A 13354-nucleotide genomic window follows, 5' to 3' on the forward strand; every position below is an offset into this window, starting at 1 on the left:
CTTTATTTTTTTACCGCTTTAAGGAAATTTACTGAAGACGAAAAATAATAAAAATCATCAACTAATTCTTTACGTAAATAACCGGCGGGGAATATTACGGCATAATTTTAAACGTAATACTCTTGCCGTATTAGAAACGCGCTTGATGTTTTCCGAAGGTCAATAACCGTAATAATAAAAAGGCGAATAATAATTTCTGAAAGGCGAATAGTACGAATACGGTATATTCCTGTATTGCAGTATGACTGACATATTTTCGGTAGGTCTGTATGTAAGTTGAGCTCTGCTCAGATAAATTCCGTTGATGTTTTGAGTAAAGCCCGAACCGAATGTGTTATAAGGGGTATTTACAATGCTAATATCAGCGGAGACGTCCAATTTATCGTTGAATTTATAGAACATACTGTTTGTATAAGTCGTAAGAGCAAGATTGCCCGCCGAACCGAAAGAGCTGAAAGAAACATCGATAGTATGATTCATCTTAAAATTGTTCGGACTAAAAAAGCCGAATATATTCGATTGCGAGTTGTTCAATATGCCGCTTTTAATGTCGGGCGCCGGCTGATCTTTGAACTGCCCGAATAACGTGGAAGCAGCAAAAATCATTAAGATTACTATCGATCTTCTCATTTCCGCTCCGATTTTTGAATGTTAGACATCACGGCATTCAATTTGGTTTCAATTTTCAACGTAATATTAAGATTAGTTATCTCAATTGTCAAGTCAATTATACGGATATTTCCGCAATCATTTCGATTTCAACGGGCGCATTGATCGGTAATTCGTTGACGCCGACAGCGCTGCGCGCATGTTTGCCTTTATCGCCGAATAAATCAATTAAAAATTCCGACGCTCCGTTTGCCACTTTCGGCTGCCCGGTGAAATTATCGGAGGAATTAACGAACACAGTAATTTTGACAATCTTTTTGATTTTATCGAGACTCCCGATTTCCGCTTTGATTACGCTGAGACAATTTAGAGCCGCAATTTTCGCGCACTCGGCGGCTTTTTCTTCCGTTACATCCGCGCCTACCTTTCCTTCGGCTAATAATTTACCGTCGACTGTCGGAAGCTGACCCGCAGTAAAAATAAGGTTACCAGTTACTTGAGCCGGCACATAAGCCGCCAGTGGTTTTGCCGCCGCCGGCAAATCGCGCCCCGTAAGTTCTTTAATTTTTTCTTCTATCATTTTTTCCCCATTTTTTTTACCAAATATACGAAGTACGGATATTTTTTGGTAACCTCGACATTTCAATTTATTTTTGCGTAATCAATTTCAAAGGAAGCAGAATGACAAATTCCAAATTCGAAAAACTTTACGAAATAATGAAACGCCTGAGAAAAGAATGCCCCTGGGACAAAGAGCAAACCCACGATTCTATAAAAGGCGCAACCATAGAAGAAACATACGAATTGGTCGAAGCCATCGACGAAAAAAATTACGAAGAAATGAAATCGGAACTGGGCGATTTGCTTCTTCACATTGTTTTCCATTCGGCTATTGCAGAGGAAAACGGCAAATTCGATATTAACGACGTTATTGATACGATAACGGAAAAACTGATCAGACGGCATCCTCACGTTTTCGGGGAGGTAAAAGTTAACGGGACGGACGAAGTAGTAAAAAATTGGGAAGAAATAAAGCTCGCCGAAGGAAGGGATTCCGTATTGCAAGGCGTGCCCAAAAATTTGCCCGGATTAGCCAGAGCCTACCGCTTACAGGAAAAAGCCTCTAAAGTCGGTTTCGACTGGAACGATAAAGAAGACGTCTGGAAAAAGGTTCTGGAAGAAATCGAAGAATTAAGGGAATCCGAAAAAGAGGGAGACATCAAAAAAACGGAAGAAGAGCTCGGGGATTTGCTTTTTGCCATAACAAACTACGCGCGATTTTTAGGGGTAAATCCGGAAAACGCGCTCAGACTCACTAACGAAAAGTTTATCAAAAGATTCAATTACGTCGAGCGGAAGATAAAAGAATCAGGCAAATCGATAACCGATTCCGATTTAAATGAGATGGACAAATTCTGGGAAGAGAGTAAAAACAAAGAGTAGTTTCATTCTCCGTTCTTTTTGTTTTTGCCGTTATTCTCGCTGTAATGTTTTTCGTAAGCGTCGATAATATCTTTTACGAGTTTATGACGCACTACGTCGGCTTTGTCGAAATATACGAATGCCACTCCGTCCACATTCTTTAATATTTCCTTCACCTGCACCAAACCGCTCTGAGAATACGACGGCAAATCGATCTGAGTAATATCTCCGGTAATAATGGCTTTGGAATTTGGACCGAGTCGCGTGAGAAACATTTTCATCTGCATGGTCGTCGCGTTTTGAGCTTCGTCCAATATAACGTAAGCGTTATTCAACGTTCTGCCTCTCATATATGCCAGCGGCACGATTTCGATCACTCCCCTTTCGATATAATTACGGAGTTGTTCGGCGGGCAACATATCTTCGAGAGCGTCGTAAAGAGGACGCAGATACGGATCGATCTTTTCGCGAAAATCGCCTGGCAAAAATCCGAGGCTTTCGCCGGCTTCAACTGCCGGACGCGACAATATAATTTTCTTAACGCTTCCTTTTTTCAAAGAAGCCACCGCCGAAGCGACCGCAAGAAAAGTTTTTCCCGTGCCCGCGGGCCCAATTGCAAAACAGATATCGTTTTCTCTTACGGCTCTGATATAACTTATCTGATTCGGCGTTTTTGCTTTGATGGCGTCTTTTTTCGAATAGAGTACAATGTTGTCGTATTCATTGTCGTTTATAATTTCCTTGCCCTGGAGCGTAAGGTCAATAATAGTTTCAACGTCTTCGCTCGTAAGTCTGCCCGTCGTGTTCAATACAAAAACCATCTCTTTAACGATTCTTTCAATCGTATCGACTTCTTCGTCATTTCCTTTTAAAATTATGTTATCGCCTCTGACAATAACGTCGGAGGAAAACCTCGCTTCGATCGGTTTGATATTCTTATCGTTAAACCCGAAGAGGGATATTAAATCCACATTTTCCAGTTTCAAAGTTTTTTCTTTCAGAATTACCGCCTCCTTACTGATAAATAAAAAAAGCCCTCTTCATCTCAGAATGAAAAGGGCTTTATGAATTTTAAATAAACTTCACTTATACTTACAGACTCCGATTATTGAGCCGATTGAGCCGGCGGAGCCGGTTTGTAATTTCTTCTGATCTTGTCGTATTTGGCTTTTTCTTCTTCCGTCAGATTCGGAATTTTGAAAACTTGTTTCGGATAAATCAGATCCGGATTTTTGATCTGATCTCTGTTGGCTTTGTAAATCATCGGCCAAGCGAACGGATTGTCGTAATGTTCTTTTTTCTTGGCAATGTTCCAGAGGCAGTCGCCTTTAACAACAGTATAGTTGATTTCTTTCGGCGGCTCTACCCATGCATCGAGTTTGCGCTGCAATTGATTGTGAACTTTATCAAAGAATTGCGGCAATGCCGAAATTTTGTTCTTTTTGAGAGCGTCCAGCTCAGCCTGACGATCTGCTTTTGGGGATTCTTTAGCGTCAATCTTTTTTTCTAAAGCAGCGACCTGTTTTCCGAAATTATCTACGTCTGCTTTCGTAGCTCCGACCATTTCGTATAATTCCTTCATGCAGTCGTCGTAGCTCTGCAATTTTTCGCTTGTAGCTTTCAAGTTTGCTACTTCTTGTTTGAGAGAGTTCAATTCGGTTGTAAGAGCAGCTTTCTTTTCTGTCAGACGATTAATTTCGTTCTGCCACTCCTCTTTAGTCATTTCCTTTTCCTGCGCAAAAACCGTGGCAGAGAGGAGTAATACGGATAATACTACCATTAAAGTTTTGTGAATTTTCATCTATTCCTCCGATTTTATTTTTAAACTTTTGGGTTAAAAAAGAAATTACATGCCGAGTTTCTCGAGATTTTTCTTAGTTTCGGCTTTTGTTTTTGCGCATTCATCCAATTTAGCATTCTTTTCCGCAATTTCTTTTTCGAGCGCAGCTTTTTCACTCTTCAAGGAATTGACTTCTTTTTCGAGCGCTTTAACTTCGGAACGGAGCGCTTCGAGTTCTGCCATCTGTTCTTCGGATACGCCGCTGCAGGCAGTAATTCCAATTAAAGATGCAAACAGAACTACCATAATTCCTGCATTTAATGCTTTTTTGATTTTAATCATAGTCTTTACTCCTCAGTTTGTTGATTATATGAAACGTAATTTTCTATGTTAAATATAAGGAAAATTTTCCCTAAAAAATCAAGAATATTGATTAAACAAGTCTTTTTTCAACCAAACTTGTGTAATTGTTCCCCGCAATAATCAAGTGATCGAGCACCTTTATGTTGAGCAATTTGCCGGCGTCGATCATCCTTTTGGTCAGTTGAATATCCTCGCGACTCGGTTCAGAATTTCCGCTCGGGTGATTATGAACGAGTATTATACTGGCAGAATTGCTTTCTATTGCCACCTTGAAAACTTCTCTCGGGTGGACGACGCTCGAATTAAGACTTCCTTCCGATATCAAGTGATATTCTTTTATTATTTTATTAGAGCTGCTTAAACATACAACATAAAATTTTTCTTTGACTTCGTCGCGAAGCAAGGGAATCATATACTCCGCGATATCTGACGGAGAAACGATTTTTTTATCGGAACGCCATCTGCGTTTGGCGTCTATTCTTCTGCCCAGTTCAAAAGCCGCCAATAATGTAGCCGCTTTGTCTTTGCCTATTCCGTGTTGATTTTTCAATGAATCGAAAGTCTGGATTGACAATACGCTCAAATCCTTAAAATTTTTCAGCAGATTCCTCGCTATCTCTACCGCGTTTATTCCTTTGGTCCCGGTTCGAAGAAGTATAGCAAGCAATTCTGCGTCGGAAAGACTTTGAACGCCCTTGGTAATAAGTTTTTCTCTCGGGCGGTCGTCGGGCGGCAAATCTTTTAAATTAGCCATCCCTTTATCTCCTCTTTTTTACTTATTCCCACTCGATAGTGGAAGGAGGCTTGGAACTGATATCGTAAACTACGCGGTTGATTCCTTTGACCGAACGGATTATTCTGTTGGATACTTTTTCCAGGAAGCGGTGATCGAAGCGGTACCAATCCGCAGTCATACCGTCTGTCGAAGTGACTGCCCGTAATGCCAGAACGTTTTCGTACGTGCGGGCGTCGCCCATAACTCCGACGCTTTGAACCGGCAGTAAAACAGCAAAAGCCTGCCAGATATCGTCGTAGATCCCGTCTTCATGAAGGGCTTTGATAAAAATGTCGTCGGCTTCCCGAAGAATGTCGAGGCGTTCTTTTGTAATTTCTCCCAGCACCCGCACTGCCAGACCGGGACCCGGGAACGGGTGCCGTTTAATAAATATTTCCGGAATGCCGAGTTTCAAACCGATTTCCCGCACTTCGTCTTTGAAGAGTTCGCGGAACGGTTCGATCAGTTTAAAGTTCATCCTTTCTGGCAGTCCGCCAACGTTATGATGCGTTTTGATTGTTACGGATTTTCCTTTTACGGAGACCGATTCGATTACATCCGGGTAAAGCGTTCCCTGAACGAGAAATTCCGCGTCTTTGAATTTCTTTGCTTCCTTTTCGAAGACTTCAATAAAAGTATTTCCGATAATTTTTCTTTTTAATTCCGGGTCGGTCACGCCCTTAAGTCGTTCCAGAAAAAGCTCGGAAGCATCCACGTGAATCAATTCAATATCAAAATTTTCTTTGAACATCTTCACAACGTCGTTCGACTCGTTTTTGCGCATAAGTCCGGTATCGACGTGGATGTTAATCAAATTTTTACCGAGAGCTTTGTGCAACAGAACCGCCGCCACCGATGAATCGACGCCCCCGCTCAAGGCGCATATCGCCTTTTTATCGCCGACAAGTTTTTTTACTTCTTCAATCGTATTTTCTATAAAATTGCCCGGAGTCCAATCGGGTTTGCATTCGCATATATCGAATAAAAAATTGTCGATTATTTTTTTGCCTTCTTTGGTATGAACTACTTCCGGATGAAATTGGAGTCCGTATATTTTATTTGCGGGATTACTAACCGCGCAAATCGGCGAATTTTCCGTGCGTGCAATTATTTTGTAATCATTCGGCAGCTCGGTTATGTAGTCGCCGTGACTCATCCAGACCACCGAATTATTTTCCACACCCTTCAAAAGTTCGTCGTCCCCGATAACGTTAATCTCCGCTTTGCCGTATTCCCTGTTCGAAGCCGGTTCGACCTTACCTCCGTTATACTTGGCGATCAACTGCATTCCGTAACAGATTCCGAGGATTGGAATGCCGAGTTCGAAAATCTTTTTGTCGACAGCGGGAGCGTCTTCGTCGTAAACGCTCATCGGGCCTCCCGAAAGTATTATGCCTTTCGGTCGTTCTTCGATAATTTTATTCAGATCATAGTGATGCGGCTGAATTTCCGAATAGACTTTCGATTCCCTGATACGTCGAGCAATAAGCTGCGTATACTGCGACCCGAAGTCGAGTATGATTATTTTTTGAGGATGTTCCATTTGCAATCAGGCTATTTGATTTTTGTAAGCTTCGGCATCGAGAAGTTGATTTACCTGATCGGGATTAGTTAATTCAATTTTAATCAGCCAGCCTTCCCCGTAAGGATCGGAATTGACAAGCTGCGGCTCGTCCTGCAATTTGGGATTAATTTCGATTACTTTTCCGTCAACCGGCGCATAAAGCTCGCTAACGGTTTTAACCGCTTCAATGGTTCCGAATGATTCGGACATTTTAATTTCTTCCAGTCCCGGATTAATGTCGACGAAGACTATATCGCCCAATTCGCTCTGGGCGTAATCGGTTATGCCGATAATCCCGGTATTGCCTTCCACTTTAATCCATTCGTGGTCTTTGGTGTAATGTAATTCTGCTGGTACGTTCATGACATCCTCATTAATTTATTTAAGTTTTTGTCGAGAAATGAAGTATCGAAATTTCCGTTGACAAAATCGTCATTTTCCAGGATTCTCTGGTGAAAAGGGATTGTAGTTTTAATTCCCTCGACTGCAAATTCTTCGAAGGCTCTTCTGGCTCTTGCAATCGCATGTTTTCTGTCGGTTCCCCACACAATCAGTTTGGCAATTAACGAATCGTAATAAGGAGGTATTACATATTGATTATAAACGTGCGAATCGATTCTTACTCCGAATCCACCCGGAAAGTGTAAGTATTCAATTTTCCCCGGGCTCGGACGGAAATTGTGTTCCGGATCTTCGGCATTAATGCGAAATTCCATCGAATGACCTCTCGGCTCTAAGGGCGGAGAATCGAGTCTCTCTCCGGCTGCAACGAGTATCTGCTGCTTGATAAGGTCGGTATTTCTAACCATTTCGGTAACGGGATGTTCGACCTGTATTCTAGTATTCATTTCGATAAAATAGAAGTTCAGATATTTGTCGACAAGAAATTCAACCGTGCCGGCGCCTTCATAATTGACGGCATGCACGCCGAGCAAAGCTGCTTCGCACATTTTCTGACGCACTTCTGGAGTAATTAACGGAGAAGGCGATTCTTCAATCAATTTCTGGTGTCTGCGTTGAATCGAGCAGTCGCGCTCGCCGTAGTGATATGCGTTGCCGTATCGGTCGCTCATAATCTGAATTTCAACATGATGAGGATTTTCGATAAATTTTTCGATATAAAGGTCAGGCACGCCGAAAGCAGCTTCCGCCTCGGTGCTGGCGGTTTGAAACATCTTTTCGATTTCTTTTTCTTCCCAGACGATTCTCATGCCTTTGCCGCCTCCGCCTGCCGACGCTTTCAGCATTACGGGATAACCGATCCGAGCGGCGATTTCTTTTGCTGATTTTACGTCTTTAACTACGCCGTCGCTGCCGGGTACAACCGGCACGCCGACTCTTTTCATGGTTTCTTTGGCAAACGATTTATCGCCCATGTTTCTGATGGAATCGGGCGAAGGACCGATAAATTTAATATTCGATTCTTCGCATATTTCGCTGAATTCGGCATTCTCGGCAAGGAATCCGTAACCCGGATGAATCGCTTCGGCTCCGGTTATGGCTGCCGCCGACAAGATATTCGGAATTTTCAAATAGCTGTTGCCGCTTTGAGGTGGACCAATACAAACGGCTTCGTCCGCCAGATATGTATGTAAAGAATCGCGGTCGGCTTCGGAATAGACGGCAACAGTTTTAATTCCCATCTCCTTGCATGTACGAATAATACGTACGGCTATTTCGCCGCGATTTGCAATAAGGATTTTCTTAAACACTTTTTCCTCTTTTACGAAGTTTCGATTAAAAAGAGCGGCTGATTGTATTCAACCGGGGTTGCGTTCTCAACGAGAATCTTAACAATTTTACCGCTGACGTCGCTCTCGATTTCGTTCATCAGTTTCATCGCTTCCACTATGCACAATACCGTGCCGGGACTGACTTCGTCTCCTACTTTAACATACGGGTCGGCATCCGGAGCGGGAGCTCTGTAAAATGTGCCCACGATAGGCGATCTGATTTCGTGAAGATTAGACTTTGTGGTTTCTTTTTCGATTTGTTTATCGGCTGCCGGTTCCGCCGCCGACGGATTTTGAACAGGAACTGGAGCAGGAGCCGGAACGCTATGCGTGAATGCAACTTGAGCCTGCGAATCCGAATTTTTCGATATTTTTATTTTTACATCTCCCTCCTGAATCGAAATTTTCGATATATCGCTTTGCTCAACAATTTTTATTAGTTTTTTAACTAAGTTAATGTCCATTTTCGCCCACTGTTTAATTTTTGACTCTTTCGACGTATTCACCGGTGCGTGTATCTACTTTCAGTATATCCCCTTCGTTAATGAAAAGGGGCACGTTAATAGTAGCTCCGGTTTCAACTTTAGCCGGTTTAAGCGCAGTGTTTGTAGTATCGCCTTTGAATCCCGGCTCGGTTTCGACCACTTTAAGCGTAACAAATATCGGAATTTCGGCTGAAATAATCTTTTCGTCGTCGTCGACGAGAAGCTCTATTTCCTCGCCTTCCTTCAGGTAGAGGACTTTTTCTTCCAGCAATTCTTGTGGAATTGTGATTTGCTCGTATGTTTCGTTGTCCATCAATACGAGCCCGGCAGTTTCTTTATAGAGGAATTGATATTTTCTTCTTTCTACACGAACTACGTCGACGGATTCGCCCGAACGGAATGTATTGTCGAGCACTCTACCTGTTCGCAGATTCTTCAGTGTCGTTCTGACAAAAGCGCCGCCTTTGCCGGGTTTAACATGCTGAAATTCAACTATAACGTAGGGTTCTCCTTTGAACTTAATAATTAGGCCGTTTCTGAAATCTGATGTATCTGCCATTTATCGCACCTTCGTTTGTTAATTAATATTAACCTTTTTAATTCCAATATAGTTAATTTCCCGCAAGCGCCAAATATCTGTTTACTTCCTGCATTTGCGGGTAGTCTTTGTATTCTTCCTGAATTTTCAAAAACAATTTTTTGGCGTCTTCTTTTTGATTTGCATTCAAAAGAGCGATTCCGGCTTTCAACAAATATTCGGGATTCGAAGGATTCTCTTCTGTAACCGACGCGGCTTTTCTGTAAAATTCTGCGGCGTCTTCATATTCCCCTTTAGCTTCGTAATATGCGGCTTTGCCGGCTAAAGAAGTCGCCGTCAGCAAAGGATTGCTTCCGCTGTAATCGTCATACAATTCATAAGCTTCGTCAAGTTTGCCCGTCAGCAGATAACAATTAGCCAAATAAATTTTCGCGGTTTCCCCCTGCTCGGTGCCTTCGTATCTGTCGACTATCTCTTTCAATCCTGTTATATTTTGAGCTTTGTCTCCGGCTATAGCCTGCTCGTACTGCGCCGCATCGTAAAGCGGAACAACTTTAGTGAGAAGCGTAGCGGCCATTAAATTATCATTCTCTTTTTTATTCGAATAAAGCACTGCTGCCACAACTATCAGCGCCAATACCGCCGCGCCGATATAAATTTTCATCTGGTTTTCCTGGAAAAAAGTATTGAACTTATAAAAGGTTGTAACGAGTGTGTCTTGTTTAATTTCTTTTTTCGTTATTTTTTTCTTTTTCTGTAACACATTAACCTCACAATATTTTTTAAATCGAAGTAGAAATTTAGTAAATATTAGACTCCAATTCTAATATGATTTGAAAAAATCCATCCGTTATGTCCTGTAAAAACTTCGGCTCTGTAAACGCCCGGTTTGTCAACTTGTAATGACAATTCTTCCGTTTCCAGGGAGCGGTAAATCTCTCCGTTACGAATAATTTTTACCGGGGCAGGCTTTCCGGGTATCTTCAAATGTATTTTCACATCAGAATGGCTGTCGATCGAATCTCCCATAAAATATTTCTCATTTCCCTTTTCCGCATAGAATTCAAATCCTTTTGCGTCTCCTCTGTAAAAGTTGGAAACGAAACATCTTCCTTCTTTCAAAGCGTTAAGAACAATCTCTTTATTTTCAGAGACGCTTTTGGAGGGTTCGAGAGGTTCTTCGGTAAGAATATGCGTTCTGATAGATTTAAACAATACTTTGTAGGGGAATACCTCGACTTCGAAGAAACCGAGCAGGTTGACCTTGTGTGCGTGAGCGTCGACGCCGCCTATACCAACTACTTTTCTTTTCAAATTCAGTTTATCCCACAATTCGATAGTTTCTCGCGGAGGCACCGAAATAGACCTGAGCGGATGTACAAAATAATTGTATTTGTTTTCTTCGGTCAAACCTTCCATCCATTCGGACATATGATTCCAAATTTCGATGCCGTGAAAATCATCGGTATCCCATTCCGTCCACGGGTATGGAGGGTGTTTTTCCATCGAATTTCTTTTTTCGTGCGGATGAGCGATAATACCGATTCCGCCGGCGTCTTTGACAAGTTTAACGTATTCTTTAGCGTTCAACCGCGTGGAATAAGCTTCGTCAATTCCGATTGCCAGAAGATGGTTTTTATTTTCTTTGTCGTTTATTTCGCAGCCTACCAGAACAAGCGTTTTATCGTACCATCCTTCGTAGCCTTCGTGAAGAGCCCTGAGCGTATTATGATCGGTAATAATTATAAAGTCGAGTCCGGCTTCGCCGGCGAACGACGCAATTTCTTCGACAGTGCCCGATCCGTCCGAAAAATTCGAATGGATATGGATTGCGCCCGTGTATTCATACATAATACGCCCGGTAATTTTAACCTTCCACTTCGACGAGCGTGGTGTACTGAGTAGTTTGTTCTTTTATCAGGTCGGATAATTTAGTCATAAGCAGATCGATGCGTTCGTCCTGATTGTCGTCGAAATTTTCAAATGCTTCTTCGGAATTAAAAATATAAACTTCTTCAAAATAGTTCGATTTATTTTTTTGTTCATAAACCGAATAACTTTCCAGACCTTCCGCCTGAACAAGATTTTTTAATTCTTTTACAACGTTAAGATATTCGCTTCTTTTTTCGGGAATAATACTGTAACGGATTGAAAAAATAACTCTACTCATTTATTTCCTCTTTATAAGTTTAATAATTCGCCTTTATAAATAATTTTTGCAGGTCCGGTTAATGAGACGTCTGCAATTTTATCATCGGTTTTGAAATCTACTATAAATTCATCGCCGCTTCTGGGATGCAAAACTACCGGCGGATTGTAATTGAAAATTTTATGAGCCACAATAGCCGCCGCAGCGCTTCCCGTACCGCACGAAAGAGTTTCGTCCTCTACTCCTTTTTCGTATGTTCTTATTTTTAATCCGGAGTCTCTGAATTCGATGAAATTCACGTTAATTCCTTCCGGTTTGAACCTTTCGGAATATCTGAGATTTCTTCCGAGTTCAACTACCGGGAAATTATCGAAATCCTCAAGCGACGATTTTCTAACGTCATCAATATTTATTACGAGATGTCTGGCGCCCGTGTTTATTTCGTAAGCAACGATTTTATTACCGGCTATTTCCAGGTCTTCTATTATATTAATTTCACCGATATCCGAAAAATAAAATTTGATTGCGGTTTCGCTTATAATATTGCCTTTATACCGTTTTCCCCCAGACTCGAAAACAATATCGTCCTTTTTAACTTTGCCTGTAGAGCGGACGTATTTCAGAGCTGTTCTTGCGCCGTTTGCGCACAGCATACCTCCCGTTCCGTCGGCATTATAATAAAGCATTTCAAAGTCTGCATTGTCGGAATTCTTAATAAATATTATCCCGTCGGCGCCGACGCCTAATCGTCGGTCGCAAATTTTCCGGATAAAATATTCGTTTAAATTTAACTCCGGCGTAATATCAGCATCAAAAAGAACAAAGTCGTTTCCCGCAGCGGAACATTTAAAGAAATAAATTTGATACATAGCGATTTCAAATTTAATTCAATATGAAAATGAAAGCAATCAAAAAAGTTATTTTACCACACTCGAAGTATCGCTCCTAATTTTATCGAAAAATTTATTATCTTACCAGGTAATATAAATCGATAATTAAGATGAATTTATTGAATAACATACATAATAATAATTACAAATTAATTCTCGGCGATACATATAAAATTCTTTCCGAATTTGAAAAAAATAAGTTTGATCTCGTAATCACTTCTCCACCTTACAACATCGGTAAAGAATACGAAACAAAAAAATCGATAGAAAATTACTTAAGCGAACAAGAAGAAGTAATAAAAGAAATTATAAGAGTAACTTCTGAAAACGGAAGCATCTGCTGGCAAGTAGGGAATTATGTTGAAAAAGGAGAAGTTTACCCTCTTGATATTTACTATTATCAGATATTTAAAAAATTTGGACTAAAACTAAGGAACAGAATTATCTGGCATTTTGGACACGGTTTGCATGCCAGCAAAAGATTCTCGGGTCGCTATGAAACAATATTATGGTTTACTAAAGGTGATAATTACATATTTAATTTAGACAATGTGCGTATTCCATCCAAATATCCAGGCAAAAAACACTTCAAGGGACCACGTAAAGGACAATTATCAGGTAATCCTAAGGGAAAGAATCCCTCGGACGTCTGGGAAATTGTAAGTAACGATTGGATTAATGAAATATGGAATATACCAAACGTTAAATCAAATCATCCGGAAAAAACAGAACACCCCTGTCAATACCCAATTGAATTGGTAGAAAGGTGTATCCTCGCTTTAACAAATGAAAACAGCTGGGTGTTAGACCCTTATGTAGGCGTAGGTTCTACTATTATTGCAGCTATAAAGAATAACAGAAATGCTATCGGAATAGACAAAGAAAAAAAATATTTAAATATAGCAGAAGATAGGATTAAAATGTTGTTGGAAGGTTCATTAAAAATACGTCCCATTACCAAACCGATTCATGTACCTTCTCCAAACGATAAAGTAGCGCAATTGCCGGAAGAATGGAAAAACTCTAATTTATTTGGGGAATAAATT

At 41.0% G+C, this 13354-nt stretch carries 17 protein-coding genes; 2 read left to right on the forward strand and 15 right to left on the reverse strand.

Annotated elements, in window-relative coordinates; all coding sequences use genetic code 11:
• Nucleotides 1-159 precede the first annotated feature (159 nt).
• Together ACSSWA_RS12895 and ACSSWA_RS12900 are read right to left on the reverse strand one after the other, a co-directional pair.
• Complete coding sequence (locus ACSSWA_RS12895; protein WP_437356963.1) at nt 160-630, reverse strand: hypothetical protein; 471 nt, start codon at nt 628-630, stop codon at nt 160-162.
• Nucleotides 631-727: 97 nt separating this feature from the next.
• The gene (locus ACSSWA_RS12900; RefSeq protein WP_437356964.1) at nt 728-1189 is read right to left on the reverse strand and encodes a RidA family protein; all 462 of its coding nucleotides are present in this window, start codon (nt 1187-1189) and stop codon (nt 728-730) included.
• Between the two features lie 101 nt (nt 1190-1290).
• On the opposite strand from ACSSWA_RS12900, the gene mazG reads away from it, so the two are divergent.
• Complete coding sequence (gene mazG / locus ACSSWA_RS12905) at nt 1291-2052, forward strand: nucleoside triphosphate pyrophosphohydrolase (protein WP_437356965.1); 762 nt, start codon at nt 1291-1293, stop codon at nt 2050-2052.
• Between the two features lie 2 nt (nt 2053-2054).
• Here the strand turns inward: mazG and ACSSWA_RS12910 are convergent, their stop codons facing one another.
• The 13 genes from ACSSWA_RS12910 to dapF all read right to left on the reverse strand — a co-directional run bounded on the left by ACSSWA_RS12910 (nt 2055) and on the right by dapF (nt 12287).
• Nucleotides 2055-3032, reverse strand: a complete 978-nt coding sequence (locus tag ACSSWA_RS12910) for a PhoH family protein (protein ID WP_437357001.1) — start codon at nt 3030-3032, stop codon at nt 2055-2057.
• Nucleotides 3033-3136: 104 nt separating this feature from the next.
• The gene (locus tag ACSSWA_RS12915) at nt 3137-3832 is read right to left on the reverse strand and encodes a LysM peptidoglycan-binding domain-containing protein (RefSeq protein WP_437356966.1); all 696 of its coding nucleotides are present in this window, start codon (nt 3830-3832) and stop codon (nt 3137-3139) included.
• A gap of 45 nt (nt 3833-3877) precedes the next feature.
• Nucleotides 3878-4153, reverse strand: coding sequence for a hypothetical protein (locus ACSSWA_RS12920; RefSeq protein WP_437356967.1), 276 nt, complete (start codon nt 4151-4153; stop codon nt 3878-3880).
• Nucleotides 4154-4244: 91 nt separating this feature from the next.
• A complete protein-coding gene (radC, locus tag ACSSWA_RS12925; RefSeq protein ID WP_437356968.1) occupies nt 4245-4928 on the reverse strand; it encodes a RadC family protein in 684 nt (227 codons plus the stop codon).
• A 22-nt stretch (nt 4929-4950) separates the two neighbouring features.
• A complete protein-coding gene (gene guaA / locus ACSSWA_RS12930) occupies nt 4951-6492 on the reverse strand; it encodes a glutamine-hydrolyzing GMP synthase (RefSeq protein ID WP_437356969.1) in 1542 nt (513 codons plus the stop codon).
• A gap of 6 nt (nt 6493-6498) precedes the next feature.
• A complete protein-coding gene (gene gcvH / locus ACSSWA_RS12935) occupies nt 6499-6876 on the reverse strand; it encodes a glycine cleavage system protein GcvH (protein ID WP_437356970.1) in 378 nt (125 codons plus the stop codon).
• Nucleotides 6873-8225, reverse strand: a complete 1353-nt coding sequence (accC, locus tag ACSSWA_RS12940) for an acetyl-CoA carboxylase biotin carboxylase subunit (protein ID WP_437356971.1) — start codon at nt 8223-8225, stop codon at nt 6873-6875. Before accC ends, gcvH begins: the two co-directional genes overlap by 4 nt.
• A gap of 11 nt (nt 8226-8236) precedes the next feature.
• A complete protein-coding gene (gene accB / locus ACSSWA_RS12945; protein WP_437356972.1) occupies nt 8237-8710 on the reverse strand; it encodes an acetyl-CoA carboxylase biotin carboxyl carrier protein in 474 nt (157 codons plus the stop codon).
• 13 nt (nt 8711-8723) lie between these two features.
• Entirely contained in the window at nt 8724-9290 is a 567-nt protein-coding gene (gene efp, locus ACSSWA_RS12950; RefSeq protein ID WP_437356973.1) for an elongation factor P, read from the reverse strand.
• Between the two features lie 52 nt (nt 9291-9342).
• On the reverse strand, nt 9343-9933 hold the full coding sequence (locus tag ACSSWA_RS12955) for a tetratricopeptide repeat protein (RefSeq protein WP_437356974.1): 591 nt from the start codon (nt 9931-9933) through the stop codon (nt 9343-9345).
• 146 nt (nt 9934-10079) lie between these two features.
• Entirely contained in the window at nt 10080-11120 is a 1041-nt protein-coding gene (locus tag ACSSWA_RS12960) for a PHP domain-containing protein (RefSeq protein ID WP_437356975.1), read from the reverse strand.
• 16 nt (nt 11121-11136) lie between these two features.
• A complete protein-coding gene (locus tag ACSSWA_RS12965; RefSeq protein ID WP_437356976.1) occupies nt 11137-11439 on the reverse strand; it encodes an antibiotic biosynthesis monooxygenase in 303 nt (100 codons plus the stop codon).
• An 11-nt stretch (nt 11440-11450) separates the two neighbouring features.
• A complete protein-coding gene (dapF, locus tag ACSSWA_RS12970) occupies nt 11451-12287 on the reverse strand; it encodes a diaminopimelate epimerase (RefSeq protein WP_437356977.1) in 837 nt (278 codons plus the stop codon).
• Nucleotides 12288-12418: 131 nt separating this feature from the next.
• Between dapF and ACSSWA_RS12975 the strand changes: the two genes are divergently transcribed.
• A complete protein-coding gene (locus ACSSWA_RS12975) occupies nt 12419-13351 on the forward strand; it encodes a DNA-methyltransferase (protein WP_437356978.1) in 933 nt (310 codons plus the stop codon).
• Nucleotides 13352-13354 lie beyond the last annotated feature (3 nt).

Origin of the sequence: Melioribacter sp. Ez-97, from assembly GCF_051488665.1 — a bacterium.
Classification (GTDB): Bacteria; Bacteroidota; Ignavibacteria; order Ignavibacteriales; family Melioribacteraceae; genus Melioribacter.